Origin of the sequence: Mycobacterium sp., from assembly GCF_046095365.1 — a bacterium.
Taxonomy (GTDB): domain Bacteria; phylum Actinomycetota; class Actinomycetes; order Mycobacteriales; family Mycobacteriaceae; genus Mycobacterium.
Map to the genome: position 1 here is coordinate 1 of NZ_JBJTJF010000120.1, position 17,593 is coordinate 17,593.

Sequence of the window (17,593 nt, forward strand, 5' to 3'; positions counted from 1 at the left end):
GCGTAGGGCTCGCCGTCGGCGCGCTGGGCGTATCGGCGGCCGCCCTGGGGGCGCCCGCGGCTCTGGCAGATCCGGCCGCCCCTGTCGACCCGGCCGCTGTGGTCGCCCAGCCGGCCGCTGACGCCGCTGTGGTCGCCCAGCCGGCCGCTGACGCCGCCGCGGTCGCCCAGCCGGCCGCTGACGCCGCCGCGGTCGCCCAGCCCGCCGGCGCCGCCGTGGTCGCCCAGCCCGCCGGCCCAACGTCGGCCGAGCCGGCCACGGCGTCGATCACTCCGCCGGACGGGGTCTCGCACCTGCCCGGACCGGACAGCCTCCCGCCGGGGACCACCCAGTCCGCCCCCTCGGAGCATCCGACACTGGGATACCTCAAGGACGTGTGGAACGCGATCAAGGGCAAGGAGGTCTCGGCCAGCGACGCGCTGCTGATCATCGCCAACCGCCCGGTCGACAACTCCAAGCTGCCCGAGAGCGTGCCTGACAGTCAGGGGCCCGCGGGGCCCCGGCCGGACGCGGGCGCGCCGGCTGCCCCCGAGGCTCCGGTGACCGCCGCGGCTCCGGACGCGGTGACGCCGGCTGCGACGCCACCGGCGTCCAACGCAACGCCGGCCGCGACGCCTGCCGCATCCTCGGCATCGGCGACGTCGATTCCCAATGGTTCGGGCACGTCGTCATCGTCTTCAGCCCTCGCCGCGCCGGCACACTCCGCGGCCGCACCGGCGTCCGATTCCGCGAGCGCATCCGGCGATTCCGCCCCCGCTCCGGTTTCAGCCGATACCGCGCCGGGTTCCTAGGCGGCGCCCAGGCTGACCGCCACCTCGTTGCGGCGGCGGAAGGGGATCGTCCAGGGCGGGTCGTAGAACCACGTGACCGGCTCGCCCGCAGGTTCAACAGCGCTGTCCTGCAACGTCTTCAGCAGTTCCGCGGTGCGGGTGGCCACCGCCTCCGGGCTGGCGATACCGGAGAACCGCAGCACCGCCACCCGTTCGCCGGGCACCGCCACCAGGCGCACCCGCTCGTCGTTGGGGGTGGGCAGGGTGTCCAGCGTCTGTTTCGACGGCATGAAGAAGCGGATCACCCACTGCCCGGAACCGCCGCGCTGGGCCGAGACCGGCGCGGTCATGGCGATCTTCTGGCCCTGCTGCTGGGCCACCGGTGCGGTCATCGCGATCTTGGTTCTGGCCTGGTTGCCGCCGAAGATGTAGCGCGCCAGCCGGCGGAAACCCTCGTTGCGCGCGGCTTCCTCGTTCGCGTCGATCGTGGTCTCCGCGGCGATCCGTGACCCGTACCGGCGGATCTCCACGTCACCGACCCGGCGTTCCACCGTGAACGACGGTTCCTCGGTCCCGTGGCGGATCCCGACGATGCTGCCGCCGGCCTCGGCGACCTGGCCCAGCGCATCGGTGATTCTGTTCAGCATCAGGACTCCTTCGTTGTGCGTCGACGACCATTCAACGCCGGACGGTGATCCCCGGGTTCCGTTGGGCCATCGCTGATATTTTTCCCAGCGTGAGGGTGTTCATAGTCTCGATGCCGCCGTGGGCGATGTTCGCGGTGCTGTTCGTGTTCTTCGCCGCCGTGAGCCTGGGCGCCCGCGCTCTCGTTCGCCGGCGGCTTGACGAACAGGAGCGTGAAGACGCCTCCGAACAGGCCAAGAACCTCCTCACCGGCGTGGCGGCGACCTTCGCCTTCTTCGTCGGCTTCGCCATCAACGTCACCTGGGGGGCGGTGACGGCGGGACAGGTCGCCGTCGAGCAGAAGGCGGCCGCGATCCACCAGATGGCCTGGGAGCTCAACAACATCGGCGACCGGCCGCAGGCTGCCGCGCTGATGGATCTGCTCAGGACCTACGCCGCGACGGCGGCCAACGAGGATGTCGGGGTGCTGCGTAGGGGAGGCGCCACCGATCTCCCGTCGGCGGTGCCGCTGGACACGTTCGAGAACGCCCTGCACGCCTACGCCAACGGACCCGCGGCGGGACGGTGGCAGACGGCCAGTCTGGTGTCGGCCGCCACGGCGGTCAGCACCGCCTCGGCGGGGGTCGAGGCGGTGGCGAACCGTGCCCTGCCCGTCCCGCTGGGTGTGCTTGTCGTCGTTGTCGGGGCACTGGCATCGATCGTGATGGGGGTGACGACGGTGATCTATGCCCGCCCGACGCTGATCTATGTCTGGTGCATCATCCCCGCGCTGTCGCTGGCGGTGGTGCTGGCCCTCGCCTACCCGTTCGCGATCCGGTCGGGCGCCAACCTGGATCCGCTGCGCACCGTCGCGCAGCAGATCGCCGCACCCTGAGCCCTAACGGGTCAGCCGGGCGTACCGCGACCGGTGGTGGTCGGTGGAGCCGAATTCGTACTGCAGGGCGGTGAGCCGCTTGAAATAGTGGCCGATCGCCAGTTCCTCGGTCATGCCCATGCCGCCGTGCAACTGCACCGCGTTCTGGCCGACGAAACGGGCCGCCCGGCCCACCGTCGCCTTGGCCGCCGACACCGCGCGGGCTCTGACCCGCGGCTCGGATTCCAGGTGCAACACCGCCAGATAAGTCGCCGCCACCGCCTGCTCGAGTTCGATGTGCATGTCCACCATCCGGTGCTGGAGCACCTGGAAACTGCCGATCGGGACGCCGAACTGCTGACGCTGCTTGCAGTAGTCCACGGTGTCGGCCAGCACCCTGCGCATGGCGCCGACCGCCTCGGCGCACACCGCGGCCGCCCCGTCGTCGCGGGCCCGGGAAAGCGACGGCCACCCGTCGGACTGAACCAGCGCCGCGGCGGGCAGTCGCACGCCGTCGAGGACGATGTCCGCGGCGCGACGGTCGTCGACGGTGCGGTAGGGGTGGGCGGTCACCCCGGCGGGCGGCGCGGCCGGGTCGAAGTCGGCGAGGAACAGCGAAATCCCCTGCGGCCCGGCCGCGGTGCGAGCGGTGATCAGCAGGTGCGTGGCGATCGGTGCCGACATCACCACGGCCTTGGATCCGGTCAGCACCCAGTCGTCGCCGTCTCGGACTGCGATGGTCGACACCGATTCCCAGTCATCCGAGCCCTCGTCGGCCGCCAGGGCGACCACGGCCGTGCCGTCTGTGATGCTTTCCAGCACCGCCGTCGCCTCCGCTTTGCAGGCCCGCTGAAGCAGACCGCCGGCCACCACCACGGTGTCGATGAACGGCTCGATCACCAGCGCGCGCCCGAGTTCCTCGGCGATCACCATCGCCTCGACCGGACCGCCCCCGGTGCCGCCCGCCGATGCCGGCAAGGTGGCGCCCAGGATGCCCAGTTCCCCGGCGAAACTGCGCCAGATCTCCGGTTGCCAGCCCGCGCCGGTCTTGGCCGCGGCCCGGCTACGCCCCAGGTCGTAGCGCGCGACCAGGAACCTGCTCAGGCCCTCGCGCAGCATGTCCTGTTCCGGGGTCAGGTTGAAGTCCATCTCCTTCAGAGCCCCAGGGTCGCCTTGGCCAGGATGTTGCGCTGAATCTCGTTGCTGCCGGCGTAGATCGAACCGGCCCGGTCGTTGAAGTAACGCAGCGCGGCCACCGCCTGCCATGGCTCGCCGCTGATATAGCCGTCCGGTGGCGGCTGATAGTCGGCCACCGGACCGCCGGGCCGGCCGGCATGCGGCTGATAGACCCGGCCGCGCGGCCCGGCGGCCTCCATCGCCAGTTCGGTGATGGCCTGGCTCAACTCCGTCGCCAGGATCTTCAGCATCGACGAGGCGGCGCCGGGGTTGCCGCCCTCGGCCACCACGGCCAGCACCCGGTACTCCAGGATCTCCAGCACCTCGGTGCGGATCCGGACGTCGGCGAGTTTGGCGGCGAAAGCCGGATCGTCGAGCAGGGCGACACCGTCGGCACCGGGGCGGGCGGCCTCGGCGCCGATCGACTCGGCCATCACCTGCAGCGCCGGTGCCGCCGCACCCCCGCCGCGTTCGAATTCCAGCAGGTACTTGGCCACCGTCCAGCCGTCGTCGATCCTGCCGACGACGTTGGACTTGGGCACCCGGACCGAGTCGAAGAAGATCTGGGTCTGGATCTCCTCGCCGGAGGTCATCACCAGGGGGCGGACCTCGATGCCCGGGGTGGTCATGTCGATGAGCAGGAAGGTGATGCCCTGCTGTTTGCGTTGTGCGCGGGTGGTGCGCACCAGGGCGAAGATCCAATTCGCCTCGGCGGCATGGGTGGTCCAGATCTTGCTGCCGGTGCACACCAGGTCGTCGCCGTCGTCTAGTGCGGCCATCGACAGCGACGCCAGGTCGGATCCGGACTCGGGTTCGGAATAGCCCTGGCAGAAGAACACCTCGCCGGTCAGGATCCGGGGCAGGAAGAAGTCCTTCTGCTCGGCGGTACCGAAGGCGATGATCGCGTGGGCGACCATGCTGATGCCCATCGGAGACAGGCTGGGGGCACCGGCGAGGGTGGATTCCCGGCTGAAGATGTAGTGCTGGGTCAGCGTCCAGTCGCAGCCGCCGTACTCCACCGGCCAGGCCGGGGCGGCCCAACCGCGTTCGTGCAGGATCGCCTGCCAGGCCATGCTCGCCCGGTGGTCGGCGTAGACGCTGGTCATCAGCCGGCCGGCCCGGCGCAGTTCGGGGGTGAGCCGGTCGTCGAGGAACGCCCGCACCTCGTCGCGAAACTCAAGATCCGCCGCCGACCACGCCAGGTCCATCCCGCGCCTCTCCTTCGTCCCCTGAACGGTAACCCCGGGGCGGCGCGCGGTGGTGCACCCCGTGCTCGTCGGGAATTCCTCCGTTCACCTTTTGATAACCCCACCGTCGATCACCTGCGCTATGGTGCGCGCGTGCAGATACATCTGGACGGCTACACCGTCGTCGACGACGAGGACGACGACCCGATCCTGCTGGATCCGGCCGGCGTCGCCGTGGATACCTGGCGCGAGAACGACCCCTACGACCACCGTATGGAGCGCCCGGACTACGAGGAGCAGAAGCACATCCTGCAGGTCGAACTGCTCAAGTTCCAGAACTGGACCAAGGCGAACGGCCTGCGGCACGTGGTGGTGTTCGAGGGCCGCGACGCCGCTGGCAAGGGCGGCACCATCAAGAGGTTCATGGAGCACCTCAATCCGCGCGGCGCCCGGGTGGTGGCGCTGGAGAAGCCGACCGAGAAGGAAAGCACCCAGTGGTACTTCCAGCGCTACGTCAACCACCTGCCGTCGGCCGGGGAGATCGTGCTGTTCGACCGGTCCTGGTACAACCGCGCCGGGGTGGAGCGGGTCATGGGCTACTGCACCCCCAAGCAGCACGCCGAATTCGTCCGTCAGGTTCCGCTGTTCGAGCAGATGCTGGTCAATGACGGGATCAGCCTGATCAAGCTGTGGTTCTCGGTCTCGGCGTCGGAGCAACGCACCCGATTCACCATCCGGCACGTCGATCCGGTGCGGCAGTGGAAACTCTCGCCCACCGATCTGGCGTCGCTGGACAAGTGGGACGACTACACCGCGGCCAAGGAGGACATGTTCAACTGGACCGACACCGAGGTCGCGCCGTGGACGGTGATCAAGAGCAATGACAAGAAGCGTGCCCGGGTCAACGCGATGCGCCACGTGCTGAACAAGTTCGACTATGCCGACAAGGACCAAGAAGCGGTCGGGCTGCCCGATCCGCTGATCGTGGGCCGCGCCCTGTCCCACTCGGACTGAGGACCCGGACGGGTGGCCCGGGTGCATCGCGTCCGGGTTCAGGCGATGGCGGCGATCGCGGCGCTCAATCGGGTCCGGACCGAATCCGGAACCGGCACATAGCCTTCGTCGGTCAGCCCGATCTGGCCGGCTTCGAGGGCTGCGGTGAGGAATCCGCGCACCGCAGACGCCGTTTCCGAATCCGGGTAGACCGAGCAGACGATCTCGTAGCTGGTCATGACGATCGGATAGGCGCCCGGTTGGGTCGGCTCGTACAACGCGGAGGTGTCCAGCAGCACATCGTTGCCGGGGCTCTGGATCCGGATGCCGGCGATCGACCTGCTGACAGAGTCCACCGAAAGCGCGACGGGCTCGGATCCGGCAGAGGTCACCAGACGCGCGCTCGTGAGATCGTTCCGCTTGGCGAACGGCCATGCGACGTAGGTGATCGATCCGGGAACGCTGCGAAGCGTCGCCCACATACCTTCGTTGCCCTTGGCCTTCTTCCCCGCGACGCCGCGGAAGGTCTCGCCCGCCCCGGTGCCCCATGCCGCACCGGCAGCGGCCTGGAGGTATCTCTGGAAATTGTCGGTGGTCCCCGACTCGTCGGTCCGCGCGATCACGACGATCGGGCTCCCCGGCAGGCGGAGACCGGGGTTGAGGGCCGCGATCTCCGGAGCATCCCAGCTATTGATCGTGCCGTTGAAGATCTTGGCGGCCGTCGCGGCGTCGAGGGCCAGAGAGCCGGCGCCGGAGACGTTGTAGATGATCGCGATCGCACCGAACACCAGTGGGAGATTCCATGCCGGGTGGCCGCCGCACCGCGACCGGGCCATCTGCTGCTCACCGGCCGTGGCTCCCAGCGGAGTGTCGCTGCCCCCGAAATCGGTGCGCCCGGCGATGAAATCGGCACGGCCCACCGCCGAACCGGCGGATGTGTAGTCGACTCCCCGACCGCGGCAGAGACCGGCATAGACGGCCGCGAAGTGGTTGATCGCCTCTGCCTGCGCCGAGGACCCGCTCGCGGTGAGTGATTTCTTTCCGGTGCATTCCGCCGCGATGCGTTCGGTGCCGGCACAGGCGGCGGATCCGCTCAGCGCGACGGCCGATACCGCCGCGGTCATCGTCCTGGCCAAGCGGTTCACAAGCAGAATCACCTCTCCGGCGAACGTGTCACCACCCGCGGGCACCACGGGCTGGGGCGAATTGAACACCTGCGCCGGGGGCGATGCGCGGGCACCCCTGCGAGTTGGGGCGACATTCACCAGGAATTCAATCGTGGTGGGTCGGTCGGTGTACCCGCGGTCCATACCCTTGGGCTATGCGGTCCTCCTGTGGCGCGCAACTCGCCGTTCTCACCGACCAGCTGGCCCAGATGTGCCGGCTGGCCGGGATCGCGATGGAACGTGCGACCCAGGCTCTGCTGAACGCGGATCTGGCGCTGGCCGAGAAGGTGATCGGCGACCAGGAGCACATCCGGACCGCGGGCACCGAGGTCGAGGAGACCGGATTCCGGCTGCTGACCCAGCAGGCGCCCATGGCGCGGGATCTGCGCTCGATCGTCTCCTCCATCCAGATCGTTGCCGACATCGAACGGATGGGGGTCCTGGCCCTGCACGTCGCCGAGATCGCCCGACGGCGACATCCCCAGCGGGCGCTTCCGGATGCGGTGAGTGGCTATTTCGCCGAAATGGGCGCCATCGCCGCGGACTTGGAAGCCAATGCCCGCCAGGTCATCGTGTCCAGTGACCTCGGCCGGGCCCGCTACATCCGGGAGGCCGATGATGCGATGGACGACCTGCACCGGCATCTGTTCACGGTCATGATGCACCGGGACTGGCGCTACGGTACGGCCGCGGCGGTGGATGTGACCCTGCTGAGCCGTTACTACGAGCGGTTCGCCGATCACGCCGTGGAGATCGCCCGGCGGGTCATCTTCCAGGCGACCGGTCACGTCTACTCCGACGAGCAGGTCTCGGCGCACTAGGTCATCTCCGAAAAGGTCATCTCCGAAAAGGTCATCTCCGAGAAGGTCATCTCCGAAATGGTCATCTCCGAAATGGTCATCGTCGAAGGGTCACGTCGAAAAGGTCGTCTCCGGCATGTTTGGCGGCTTCCGCGGGCGGGAAAAGGACGTGGGACGCCGGTGGGCGTCACCACTGACCCGGCCCGGAGAGGCCCGGTCCCTGGATAAGGGGCCGGGCCTTTCGTCCACGTCTTAGGGTTGCGGCGTGCGAGCTCCGACCAGGGCCGCGGCCGTCGCCGTGCTGCTGGTGCTGAACGGGTGCGCGATGGCGCCGCCCGACGCCGCGGGCGGCGACGGAACGGTCGCGGTGTTCGGTGCGGCTTCACTGCGGAAGGCTTTCACCGAGATCTCCGGGCGGTTCGAGGCCGACAACCCCGGTTCGGCCGTGGAGTCCACCTTCGCCGGTTCGGCCGACCTGCTCTCCCAACTCACCCAGGGCGCGCCCGCCGACGTGCTGGCCACCGCAGACGCGGCGACGATGGACAAGGCGGCGCTGGCCGGCCTGACCGAAGGCTCCCCGGTCGACTTCGCCGCCAACACGCTGACGATCGTGGTGGCGCCGGGCAACCCGCGTCGGGTCGGTTCGTTCCGGGACCTGGACCGCCCCGGCCTCGCGGTCGTCTTGTGCGCGCCGCAGGTGCCCTGCGGTGCGGCCACCGTCATGCTCGAGCGCGCCACCGGGGTCAACCTCGATCCGGTCAGCGAGGAGTCCCAGGTGACCGATGTGCTCACCAAGGTGATCAGCGGCCAGGCCGACGCCGGGGTGGTGTACTCGACCGACGCCCGGGCGGCGGGGGAGAAGGTGTCCGAGGTGGCCGTCCCGGAGTCCCCGGTCAACCGCTACCGCATCGCGATGGTCAAGGGCGCGCGCAACCCCGGCGCGGCACGGAAGTTCATCGAGTTCGTCTCCGGCGCGGCCGGGCAGCAGGCTCTGGCGGCGGCAGGGTTTCGCCGGCCCTGAGCGTCAGCAGCACCGCGCGCCCGGACTTCGCCCGGCCTGCTCGTGTCGGACCCGCCAGTAGGCGGCCTCGGACAGCACCGGCTGACCCGGATGGGTGCGACGGCGGTGCTCGAGATAACGCCGGTAGTGGTTGTCGCCCATCAACGTCCCGACGTACCAGCCGATCCGGCGGACGAGACCGGACCCGAGATCTCCAAGGCGTCCCATTGCTTCTGCACCTCCTTCTCCAGAGGTGTCGCGAAAAGCCTTGCCGGACCGAAGATCCGCGACGGCACCGGAGTCTCCACCGCCAGCGGCCGTCCGCCGCCGCGGATGGAACGAAGTGCCATCACGACGGCGGCTGCGACGACGGTCAGCACCACCACCGCGAACACGATCGACAGGGTGCCCTGGATGAACGTGTTGCGGATGACGTCGTTCAACTGGGCGGGGTTCTTGGCGGCGCCGAACGAGGTCTTGCCGGCCGCCAGGGCGTCCCGATACTGGAAATGCTGCGTCCAGTACCCGAGCTTGGGATCCCCGGAGAAGATCTTCTGCCACGACGCCGTCAGCGTGACGGTCAGATCCCACAGCAGCGGAATACCCGGGATCCAGGCCCACTTCAGCAGTCCCATCTTGATCACCACCACGGTGACCACGGTCAGGGCGATGGCGGCCAGCAGCTGATTGGCGATGCCGAACAGCGGGAAGAGCGTGTTGATGCCGCCGAGCGGGTCGGTGACGCCCATCAGCAGGATCGAGCCCCACGCGGCCACCACGGCCACGCTGCACACCCAGGCCCCGAGCCGCCAGCTGGGGTCGTGCAGCCGGCGCAGCGGGCCGCCGAGGTTGCTCAGCCCGTCGGAGAGCATGAACCGGGCCACCCGGGTGCCGGCGTCGAGGGTGGTGAGGATGAACAGCGCCTCGAACATGATCGCGAAGTGGTACCAGAAGGCCTTCAGCCCGCTGCCGCCGAACACCGAGCTGAGAACCTGTGCCATGCCGAACGCCAGGGTGGGTGCACCGCCGGTGCGCGAGACGATCGACTGTTCGCCGACACTCGTTGCGGCGTCGGTGATTTCGGCGGGGGTGATCGGCGCGCCGGAAAGTCCGAGCTTGTTGACATAGGCGGCTGCGGTCTCGGCGGTGGCTCCGGTGGCCGCGGCCGGTGCGTTGATGGCGAAGTACAGGTGCTGATTGAGAATCGACGCGGTGATCAGCGCCATGACCGCCACGAAGGACTCGGTCATCATCCCGCCGTAGCCGATCAGCCGCATCTGGCCTTCCTTCTCCAGCAGCTTCGGGGTGGTGCCCGAGGCGATCAGGGAATGGAAGCCGGACAGTGCCCCGCACGCGATCGTGATGAACAGGAACGGGAAGAGCGAACCGGCGAACACCGGGCCGGCGCCGGAGGTGGCGAACTGCGAGACGGCCGGGGCCTGCATCACCGGCCGGGCCAGCAGAATGCCGACCGCCAGCAGTGCGATGGTGCCGATCTTCATGAACGTCGACAGGTAGTCGCGCGGGGCCAGCAGCAGCCAGACCGGCAGCACCGACGCGGCCAGCCCGTAGATGATCAGGCACCACGACAGGGTGACCTTGGACAGGGTGAACAACTCCACACCCCAGCCGGTGTGGTCGATCCAGCCGCCGCCGGCCACCGCCGCCAGGAGCAGCACCACCCCGATCAGCGAGACCTCCGAGACCCGCCCCGGGCGGATGAAGCGAAGGTACAGACCCATGAAAACGGCGATCGGGATCGTCATCGCGATCGAGAAGACCCCCCAAGGGCTTTCGGCGAGCGCGTTGACCACCACCAGCCCCAGCACGGCCAGCAGGATCACCATGATCACCAGCACCCCGACGATCGCGGCGGTGCCGCCCACCGCGCCGAGTTCGTCGCGGGCCATCTGGCCCAGCGAGCGGCCCCGGCGCCGCGTCGAGATCGCCAGCACCAGGTAGTCCTGCACACACCCGGCCAGCACCGCGCCGATGATGATCCAGATGGTGCCGGGCAGATAGCCCATCTGCGCGGCCAGCACCGGACCCACCAGCGGACCGGCCCCGGCGATCGCGGCGAAGTGGTGGCCGAACAGCACCCGCCGGTCGGTGGGCATGTAGTCGGTGGCGTTCTCGTAGACCTCCGCCGGGGTGGCGTGGTCGTCGCGCGGGCGGACGATCTTCATCTCGATCAGCCGGGCATAGAACCGGAACCCGATGACGTAGGTGCAGATCGCGGCGATGACGAACCAGACGGCGTTGACGGTCTCCCCGCGCAGGAAGGCGATGACCGCCCAGGCGATCGCGCCGAGCACCGCGATGGCGCCGAAGACCAGCTTGTGCCTGGTGCTGATGGGCGAGCGGTCGATGATCGCCACCGGCGGCAGGTCGGGGTCGGTCCGGACGTAGGTGACGTAGCCGCGGACCTCCTCGATGGTTTCCATAACCAGCGATCCTTGCACCCGATGCACCCCGGCGACGCCTCCCCTGCCGATCTCCACCGGATGGGGGATGCGCGCACCGGTGATCCCGGCAGGCTCAACGGCTCTGACATATGTTTCGGGGGAGCACCGAGGAGGTGAGTGCGATGCCGGTGTGGCGCCTGCGCGACTACCACGAGGAGGACCTCGACAAGGCGATCGGCATCTGGGACCAGACCCGCGGTCCCGGATCGGAGGAACCGGTCTTCAGCGTCGCCGAGGTGATGGCCGCCGCGCGGGCCGGCGAACCGGCGGTGGTGGCCGAGGTGGGCGACGAGATGGTCGGCATGGCGGTGGCCCAGACCCAGGGCGAGCGGGCGTGGATTCTGCTGCTGGCCATCGGATCGCGGTGGCGTAACCGGGGGGTCGGCTCGGCATTGCTGGGCGAACTGGAGCGGCGGTTGCGCTCAGCGGGGGTGCGGCGGATCTGCGCGGTGCTGCCCGACGGCGCCACCGGTGTTGCGGCGCTGGAGAACTCGGGATACGCCCGTCGCGACCGGCTGGCCTACTTCGAGCTGCTCGAGCATCTCGGACCGGATCAGGCCAATCTGCTCGAGGAACTGGGTTGGCTGGTGCTGCCCCCCGGACTGTGGAACGACATGGCCGGTATGGAGTACGAGAAGCAGATCATCGAGCGGCGCATCGTCGACCCGCTGGCCCATCCCGACGTCGCAGACCGCTACGGCGTCAGCCCGCCCAAGGCCGTCATCCTTTTCGGCCCGCCCGGAACCGGGAAAACCAGCTTCGCCAAGGCGATTTCGTCGCGGCTGGGCTGGCCCTTCGTCGAACTGTTCCCGTCCCGGCTGGCGGCCACCGGCACCGGCGGGCTGGCGGCGTCGCTGCGGGAGGCGTTCGCCGATCTCGCCGAACTCGACGAGCTGGTGTTGTTCATCGACGAGGTGGAGGAGATCGCCACCGCCCGGTCGGGTGCCTCCACCGCCGAACTCGGGGTCACCAACGAGCTGCTCAAACTGATCCCGGCGTTCCGCCAGCACGACAGCCGGTTGCTGGTGTGTGCCACCAACGCGGTGCACTCGCTGGATTCGGCGTTCCTGCGTCCCGGCCGCTTCGACTACGTCATCCCGGTCGGGCCGCCCGACCAGCCGGCCCGCCACGCGGTGTGGCGGCGCTACCTCGGCGCGACCAACGGCAACGTCGACGTCGACCGTCTGGTCACCGCCTCGGAACTGTTCACCCCCGCCGACATCGAGTTCGCCGCCCGCAAGGGCGCGCAGTCGGCCTTCGAACGGGAGATGCGCGACGGCCGCGGCCGGCCGGCAACCACCGAGGACTACCTGACGGCGATCGGAGAGATCAGGCCGACCCTCACCGCCGCGATGCTCGCAGAATTCGAACGCGGCAAGGCAGAGTTCGCCCGGTTGTGATTCGGGACTTTTGCAGTTCGTGACTTGCCGTACGTGAATTCGCGCAGTACAAACTTATCCATGGAGGACGGACGTGGCTGGACTTTCCTGACCAACCACGCCCACGTGCTGCTGTGTCTGTCGCGTGGGGAAGCCCTGACCGCGCGCGAACTCGGTCTGAGGATCGGCATCACCGAGCGTGCCGTGCAGGTGATCCTGGCCGACCTGACCGTCGGCGGCTACCTGAACAAGACCAAGGAAGGCCGGCGCAACCTCTACACGGTCAACCGGAAGGGGCGGCTGCGCCACCCGCTGGAGGCCCACCACAACGTCGGCGAACTGATCAACGCCCTGGAATAGGGCTGCGATCCCGCCACCCCGGCGGGGCGGTAACGTCGGGAGCGGGGACCATGCAGGTCCGGAGGAGGCAACGATGCCCATCGCTCTCACCGACGACCACCGCGAACTCGGCGAGGTCGCGCGATCGTTCCTGACGGCGCAGAAGGCGCGCTGGGCGGCCCGCGAGCTGCTCGACGCCGACGAGGAGACCAGGCCGCCGTTCTGGGGTGAACTGGCCGAACTGGGCTGGCTGGGGCTGCACATCGACGAGACCTACGGCGGGTCGGGTTTCGGACTGCCCGAACTCGTGGTCGTCATCGACGAGCTGGGCCGGGCCGCTGCGCCCGGGCCCTTCGTGCCGACCGTCGCGGTCTCCGCAGTGCTGGCCGCCCTCGGTACCGAAGAACAGAAGAACCGGTGGCTGCCCCGCCTGGTCGACGGATCCCTCACCGGCGCAATCGGATTCGGAGGCGAGGTCGCGACGTCGGGAGGACGGGCGTCGGGCGAAGCGGGGGTGGCGCTCGGGGCGGGGCTGGCCGACCTGCTGCTGATCGCAGCCGGCGACGACATGGTTCTGGTGCAGCGCGGGGCCGACGGGGTTTCGGTGCAGGTGCCCGAGAACCTCGACCGCGGCCGCCGGTCGGGAACCGTGGTGCTCAGCGACGCCGTCGTGGAGGTGCTTGCCGGAGCGCGCGCCGGCGCGCTGGCCCGGGCTCGCACCCTGTTCGCGGCCGAAGCCGCCGGGGGTGCGTCGGACTGCGTGGACGCCGCCGTGGCATACGCCAAGGTCCGTGAGCAGTTCGGCCGCACCATCGCGACCTTCCAGGCCGTCAAACACCACTGCGCCGACATGCTCGTCGCCTCCGAGTCGGCGGTGGCCTGTGTATGGGACGCCGCCCGCGCCGCCGGCGAGGACGAGCAGCAGTTCGGACTGATCGCCGCCGCCGCCGCCGCGCTGGCCTTCCCGGCCTACGTGCGCAACGCCGAACTCAACATCCAGGTCCACGGCGGTATCGGGTTCACCTGGGAGCACGACGCCCACCTGCACCTGCGCCGGGCGCTGGCGGTGCAGGCCCTGCTGGGAGGGGACGGCCCGGCCACCGACCTGTTCGAACTCACCGCCGCCGGCCTCAAGCGCGCCAACAGCCTGGACCTGCCGGTCGAGGCCGAGCAGGTGCGCTCCGGGATCCGTGCCGAGGCCCGGCGCATCGCGGCCCTGGACGAGAAGGCCCAACTCGACGAGCTGATCGCCACCGGCTACCTGATGCCGCACTGGCCCAAGCCGTGGGGCCGGGCCGCCGGCGCGGTCGAGCAGCTGCTGGCCGACGAGGAATTCGCCGCGGCGGGCGTGAGGCGACCGGACTACGGAATCACCGGCTGGGTGATCCTGACCCTGATCCAGTACGGAACCCCCTCGCAGATCGAGCGTTTCGTGGACCCGGCGCTGCGCAAGGACGAGATCTGGTGTCAGCTGTTCTCCGAGCCGTCGGCGGGCTCGGACGCCGCGGCGGTCAAGACCCGGGCAACACGGGTCGAGGGGGGCTGGACGATCAACGGACAGAAGGTGTGGACCAGCGGCGCGCACTACGCCCGCCGCGGCCTGGCGACGGTGCGCACCGACGTCGACGCGCCCAAGCACGCCGGGATCACGATGGTGATCCTCGACATGAAAGCGCCCGGGATCGAGGTCCGTCCGCTGCGTCAGATCGTCGGGGAGTCGGAGTTCAACGAGGTGTTCTTCAACGATGTGTTCGTGCCTGACGAGGACGTCGTCGGCGAACCCAACGCGGGCTGGACCGTCGCTCGCGCCACCCTCGGCAACGAGCGCGTCAGCATCGGCGGCGGGGCGGGCGGCATCGCACCGGCCACCGCGTGGCTGATGCAGCTGGCCACGACGCGCGGCGCGCGCATCGTCGATGCCCGCCAGCGGGTCGGTCGCTTCCTGGCCGATGACCACGCGCTTCGGCTGCTGAACCTGCGCAGCGCCGCCCGCAGCATCGAGGGTGCCGGGCCGGGGCCGGAGGGCAACATCACCAAACTCAAACTGGCCGAGCACTTTCAGGAGCAGGGGGCCATCGCCGCCGCGCTGGTCGGTCCGGATCTCGCGCTCGAGGGCGGCGAGGGGCAACTGGCGGCCATGGCCGCCATGGGTGCGCGCGGCATGGCCATCGCCGGGGGCACCTCGGAGGTGGCGCGCAACCAGATCGCCGAGCGAATCCTGGGTATGCCGCGTGATCCCTTGATCAGGTAGCCGACGGCTTCTGCACCCGGCCGGCGGCGAAGGCGCGTATCCAGTCGAACCAGGCGGCCATACCTTCGCCGGTGCGCGCGCTGACCGGCAGGATTGCGGCGCCCGGATTGACCTGGCGCACCCGATCGGCGTAGGTGGCGACGTCGGCGTCGAGATAGGGCACCAGATCGATCTTGTTCAGCAGCACCAGATCCACCGAGCGGAACATCACCGGGTACTTCAGCGGTTTGTCCTCGCCCTCGGTGACCGAGTACACCATCGCCTTGGCGTGCTCGCCGACGTCGAACTCCGCCGGGCACACCAGATTTCCCACGTTCTCGATGATCACCAGATCCAGGGCGCCCAGCTCGAGGCCGGCCAGTGCCCGGTTGACCATCGGGGCGTCCAGGTGGCATTCGCCGCCGAACCCGTTGCTCGTGTTCAGCAGCGAGATCTGGGCGCCGCGGCCGCCGAGTGCGGCGGCGTCGAGATCGGTGGCGATGTCGCCCTCGACGACACCGACCGCCAGTTCGCCGGCCAGCTCGTCGAGCGTCGCGGCCAGCAGGGTGGTCTTGCCTGAGCCCGGTGAGCTCATCAGGTTCAGCGCCCGGATCTGGTGGTCCTCGAAAAGCTTCCGGTTGATCTGGGCCCGGTTGTCGTTCTCGGCGAAGATCGACTCGAGCACTTCGATGCGCTGGTCGCCGGTCGCGTACCCGCTGTGGTCGCCGTGCTCGTGCTCGTGCTCATGCCCGTGCTCGCTGTGGTCATGGCTGTGCACGGTGCCGTCGTCATGACGATGGAATCGACCCAACTCTTCGCCTCCTCAGGACACGTCCACCGACGTCACTAGAAACTCCTCGCCATGCACCACCGTCACATCAGCACTGCCGCACCGCGGGCAGCAGACCGAGAACCGCGACGCGATCTCCGACTGCTCCCCGCAGCCGCCACAGCAGACCTCGGCGGTGACGAACTCCAGTTCCAGTTCGGCGCCCGGCATGTCGGCGTGATCGCGGACCAGGGTCCAGCAGAACGACAGCGATTCGGGCACCACCTGGCGCAGCGCGCCGATCTGCACCCGCACCACGTCCACCCGGCGGCCGGCCGCGTGCGGCTTGACCACCCCGGCGATCGCCTGGCACAGCGACAGTTCATGCATCGACCGTCACCCTAGGTCTAGCGTGGGCGGCGTGACCGTCCGGGTTCGCCTCGACATCACCGGTGTGGTGCAGGGTGTGGGATTCCGGCCCGGCCTGGCCCGGATCGCCGCCGAGCACGGACTGGCCGGGTGGGTGTACAACGACGCCGGTTCGGTGCACGCGGAGTTGGAGGGACCGGCCGCGGACGTGGCGGCGGCGGTGTCCGCGCTGCGCAGCACCCCGCCCCCGATGGCCCGCATCGACACCCTCGAGGTCACCAGCCTGCCGCCGACGGGCGAGACCGGCTTCGCCATCACCGAGAGCCGCACCGCCGACGCCGCACGGACGCTGGTGCCCCCCGACATCGCGATCTGCGCGGACTGTCGGCGCGAGATGCGCGACCCCGCCGACCGCCGGTACGGCCACGCCTTCATCACCTGCACCAACTGCGGACCGCGCTACACCGTCATCACCGACCTGCCCTACGACCGGCCCGCCACCACCATGGCGGGCTTCCCGATGTGCACCGCGTGCGCCGCGGAGTACCACGATCCGCTCGACCGCCGCTATCACGCCCAGTCCATCGCCGGCCCGGACTGCGGCCCCCCGCTGGTGTGGCGCGGACCCGGCGACGCCGGTGACCCGATCGGTGCGGCGGCCGCCGCGGTGAAGGCGGGAAAGATCGTCGCGGTCAAGGGCATCGGCGGTTTCCACCTGGCCTGCCGGGCCGACGACGCGGGGGTGGTCGACCTGCTGCGGGCCCGCAAGGACCGCCCCGCCAAGCCCTTCGCGGTCATGGTCGCCGACCTCGATGCCGCCCGCGCGGTCGCCGAGGTCGACGCGCCGGCCGCAGCGGCGCTGACGAGTCCGGCGGCGCCCATCGTGCTGCTGGCGCGCCGCGGTGACACCGCCGACGATGCCGTCAGCGCATCGGTGGCACCCGGTCTGGCCGACCTCGGCGTGATGCTGGCCTACTCGCCGGTGCACCAGTTGCTCTTCGACCGCCTGGGCCCGCTTGCGCTCGTCATTACCTCGGCCAACCGGGGCGGTTCGCCGATCGTCTTCCGCGACGAGGACCTCGACTGGATCACCGGCCTGGCCGACGCGGTGCTGACCCATGACCGGCCCATCGGGGTGCCGTGCGAGGACTCCGTCGTCACCTTCGACGACCGGCGCGACGAGCTACCGCTGCGGCGCTCGCGCGGCTACGCGCCGCTGCCGGTGTCGGTGTCACCCCCGCCCGGCGAGACGATCCTGGCCACCGGCGGCGACCTGAAGACCACCTTCGCCCTGATGGGGCCCGACGGCTACGCGCACCTGTCCGCCCACCTCGGTGACATGGCCGATTCGCGCACCCAGACCGCCGTCACCCCCGCGCTGGACCATCTGGCCTTCATGACCGACCGTCGCCCGGCGGTCATCGCCCGCGACATGCATCCCGGCTACGCCAC

17 protein-coding genes are annotated in these 17,593 nt (G+C 69.6%); 9 read left to right on the plus strand and 8 right to left on the minus strand.

Annotation, left to right across the window (positions count from 1 at the left end):
* On the plus strand, window positions 1-791 hold a 791-nt coding region (locus ACKOQ4_RS09825), incomplete at its 5' end, for a hypothetical protein (RefSeq protein ID WP_526291286.1).
* Here the strand turns inward: ACKOQ4_RS09825 and ACKOQ4_RS09830 are convergent.
* On the minus strand, window positions 788-1,417 hold the full coding sequence (locus ACKOQ4_RS09830; RefSeq protein ID WP_526291288.1) for a heme-binding protein: 630 nt from the start codon (window positions 1,415-1,417) through the stop codon (window positions 788-790). The two genes, ACKOQ4_RS09825 and ACKOQ4_RS09830, sit on opposite strands and share 4 nt — an antisense overlap.
* Before the next feature lie 89 nt (window positions 1,418-1,506).
* On the opposite strand from ACKOQ4_RS09830, the gene ACKOQ4_RS09835 reads away from it, so the two are divergent.
* Window positions 1,507-2,289: a bestrophin-like domain gene (locus ACKOQ4_RS09835; RefSeq protein WP_526291290.1), complete on the plus strand. Its 783-nt coding sequence runs from the start codon at window positions 1,507-1,509 to the stop codon at window positions 2,287-2,289.
* Window positions 2,290-2,292: 3 nt separating this feature from the next.
* Here the strand turns inward: ACKOQ4_RS09835 and ACKOQ4_RS09840 are convergent, their stop codons facing one another.
* Complete coding sequence (locus tag ACKOQ4_RS09840; RefSeq protein ID WP_526291292.1) at window positions 2,293-3,417, minus strand: acyl-CoA dehydrogenase family protein; 1,125 nt, start codon at window positions 3,415-3,417, stop codon at window positions 2,293-2,295.
* A gap of 5 nt (window positions 3,418-3,422) precedes the next feature.
* Window positions 3,423-4,652, minus strand: coding sequence for an acyl-CoA dehydrogenase family protein (locus ACKOQ4_RS09845; protein WP_526291294.1), 1,230 nt, complete (start codon window positions 4,650-4,652; stop codon window positions 3,423-3,425).
* Window positions 4,653-4,784: 132 nt separating this feature from the next.
* On the opposite strand from ACKOQ4_RS09845, the gene ppk2 reads away from it, so the two are divergent.
* Entirely contained in the window at window positions 4,785-5,645 is an 861-nt protein-coding gene (gene ppk2, locus ACKOQ4_RS09850; RefSeq protein ID WP_526291296.1) for a polyphosphate kinase 2, read from the plus strand.
* Window positions 5,646-5,683: 38 nt separating this feature from the next.
* On the opposite strand, the gene pstS is transcribed toward ppk2, so the two are convergent.
* The gene (gene pstS / locus ACKOQ4_RS09855; RefSeq protein ID WP_526291298.1) at window positions 5,684-6,748 is read right to left on the minus strand and encodes a phosphate ABC transporter substrate-binding protein PstS; all 1,065 of its coding nucleotides are present in this window, start codon (window positions 6,746-6,748) and stop codon (window positions 5,684-5,686) included.
* A 197-nt stretch (window positions 6,749-6,945) separates the two neighbouring features.
* Between pstS and phoU the strand changes: the two genes are divergently transcribed.
* Together phoU and modA are read left to right on the plus strand one after the other, a co-directional pair.
* The gene (gene phoU, locus ACKOQ4_RS09860) at window positions 6,946-7,611 is read left to right on the plus strand and encodes a phosphate signaling complex protein PhoU (RefSeq protein ID WP_526291300.1); all 666 of its coding nucleotides are present in this window, start codon (window positions 6,946-6,948) and stop codon (window positions 7,609-7,611) included.
* 304 nt (window positions 7,612-7,915) lie between these two features.
* Window positions 7,916-8,611, plus strand: coding sequence for a molybdate ABC transporter substrate-binding protein (gene modA, locus ACKOQ4_RS09865; protein ID WP_526291318.1), 696 nt, complete (start codon window positions 7,916-7,918; stop codon window positions 8,609-8,611).
* 3 nt (window positions 8,612-8,614) lie between these two features.
* On the opposite strand, the gene ACKOQ4_RS09870 is transcribed toward modA, so the two are convergent.
* Together ACKOQ4_RS09870 and ACKOQ4_RS09875 are read right to left on the minus strand one after the other, a co-directional pair.
* The gene (locus tag ACKOQ4_RS09870) at window positions 8,615-8,818 is read right to left on the minus strand and encodes a YbdD/YjiX family protein (RefSeq protein WP_526291302.1); all 204 of its coding nucleotides are present in this window, start codon (window positions 8,816-8,818) and stop codon (window positions 8,615-8,617) included.
* Window positions 8,752-11,034, minus strand: a complete 2,283-nt coding sequence (locus ACKOQ4_RS09875; RefSeq protein ID WP_526291304.1) for a carbon starvation CstA family protein — start codon at window positions 11,032-11,034, stop codon at window positions 8,752-8,754. The genes ACKOQ4_RS09870 and ACKOQ4_RS09875 overlap by 67 nt, the downstream gene beginning before the upstream one ends.
* 143 nt (window positions 11,035-11,177) lie before the next feature.
* Here ACKOQ4_RS09875 and ACKOQ4_RS09880 point away from each other — a divergent pair, with 143 nt between their 5' ends.
* The 3 genes from ACKOQ4_RS09880 to ACKOQ4_RS09890 all read left to right on the plus strand — a co-directional run bounded on the left by ACKOQ4_RS09880 (window position 11,178) and on the right by ACKOQ4_RS09890 (window position 15,024).
* Window positions 11,178-12,455, plus strand: a complete 1,278-nt coding sequence (locus ACKOQ4_RS09880; protein ID WP_526291306.1) for an ATP-binding protein — start codon at window positions 11,178-11,180, stop codon at window positions 12,453-12,455.
* A 60-nt stretch (window positions 12,456-12,515) separates the two neighbouring features.
* On the plus strand, window positions 12,516-12,794 hold the full coding sequence (locus ACKOQ4_RS09885; protein WP_526291308.1) for an ArsR family transcriptional regulator: 279 nt from the start codon (window positions 12,516-12,518) through the stop codon (window positions 12,792-12,794).
* A gap of 73 nt (window positions 12,795-12,867) precedes the next feature.
* Entirely contained in the window at window positions 12,868-15,024 is a 2,157-nt protein-coding gene (locus ACKOQ4_RS09890) for an acyl-CoA dehydrogenase family protein (protein WP_526291310.1), read from the plus strand.
* Here ACKOQ4_RS09890 and hypB read toward each other — a convergent pair.
* Both hypB and ACKOQ4_RS09900 read right to left on the minus strand, forming a co-directional pair.
* Window positions 15,017-15,814 (minus strand): hydrogenase nickel incorporation protein HypB, encoded by a 798-nt coding sequence (gene hypB, locus ACKOQ4_RS09895; protein WP_526291312.1) that lies wholly within the window; start codon window positions 15,812-15,814, stop codon window positions 15,017-15,019. The two genes, ACKOQ4_RS09890 and hypB, sit on opposite strands and share 8 nt — an antisense overlap.
* Before the next feature lie 12 nt (window positions 15,815-15,826).
* Window positions 15,827-16,162: a hydrogenase maturation nickel metallochaperone HypA/HybF gene (locus ACKOQ4_RS09900; RefSeq protein WP_526291314.1), complete on the minus strand. Its 336-nt coding sequence runs from the start codon at window positions 16,160-16,162 to the stop codon at window positions 15,827-15,829.
* 31 nt (window positions 16,163-16,193) lie between these two features.
* On the opposite strand from ACKOQ4_RS09900, the gene hypF reads away from it, so the two are divergent.
* The coding region (gene hypF, locus ACKOQ4_RS09905; protein ID WP_526291316.1) for a carbamoyltransferase HypF at window positions 16,194-17,593 on the plus strand (1,400 nt) is incomplete at its 3' end.

Coding starts and splice junctions, on each gene's coding strand:
- ACKOQ4_RS09830 (WP_526291288.1), bottom strand. CDS start 1,417: ATGCTGAACAGAATCACCGATGCGCTGGGCCAGGTCGCCGAGGCCGGC.
- ACKOQ4_RS09840 (WP_526291292.1), bottom strand. CDS start 3,417: ATGGACTTCAACCTGACCCCGGAACAGGACATGCTGCGCGAGGGCCTG.
- ACKOQ4_RS09845 (WP_526291294.1), bottom strand. CDS start 4,652: ATGGACCTGGCGTGGTCGGCGGCGGATCTTGAGTTTCGCGACGAGGTG.
- pstS (WP_526291298.1), bottom strand. CDS start 6,748: ATGACCGCGGCGGTATCGGCCGTCGCGCTGAGCGGATCCGCCGCCTGT.
- phoU (WP_526291300.1), top strand. CDS start 6,946: ATGCGGTCCTCCTGTGGCGCGCAACTCGCCGTTCTCACCGACCAGCTG.
- modA (WP_526291318.1), top strand. CDS start 7,916: ATGGCGCCGCCCGACGCCGCGGGCGGCGACGGAACGGTCGCGGTGTTC.
- ACKOQ4_RS09870 (WP_526291302.1), bottom strand. CDS start 8,818: ATGGGACGCCTTGGAGATCTCGGGTCCGGTCTCGTCCGCCGGATCGGC.
- ACKOQ4_RS09875 (WP_526291304.1), bottom strand. CDS start 11,034: ATGGAAACCATCGAGGAGGTCCGCGGCTACGTCACCTACGTCCGGACC.
- ACKOQ4_RS09880 (WP_526291306.1), top strand. CDS start 11,178: ATGCCGGTGTGGCGCCTGCGCGACTACCACGAGGAGGACCTCGACAAG.
- ACKOQ4_RS09885 (WP_526291308.1), top strand. CDS start 12,516: ATGGAGGACGGACGTGGCTGGACTTTCCTGACCAACCACGCCCACGTG.
- ACKOQ4_RS09890 (WP_526291310.1), top strand. CDS start 12,868: ATGCCCATCGCTCTCACCGACGACCACCGCGAACTCGGCGAGGTCGCG.
- ACKOQ4_RS09900 (WP_526291314.1), bottom strand. CDS start 16,162: ATGCATGAACTGTCGCTGTGCCAGGCGATCGCCGGGGTGGTCAAGCCG.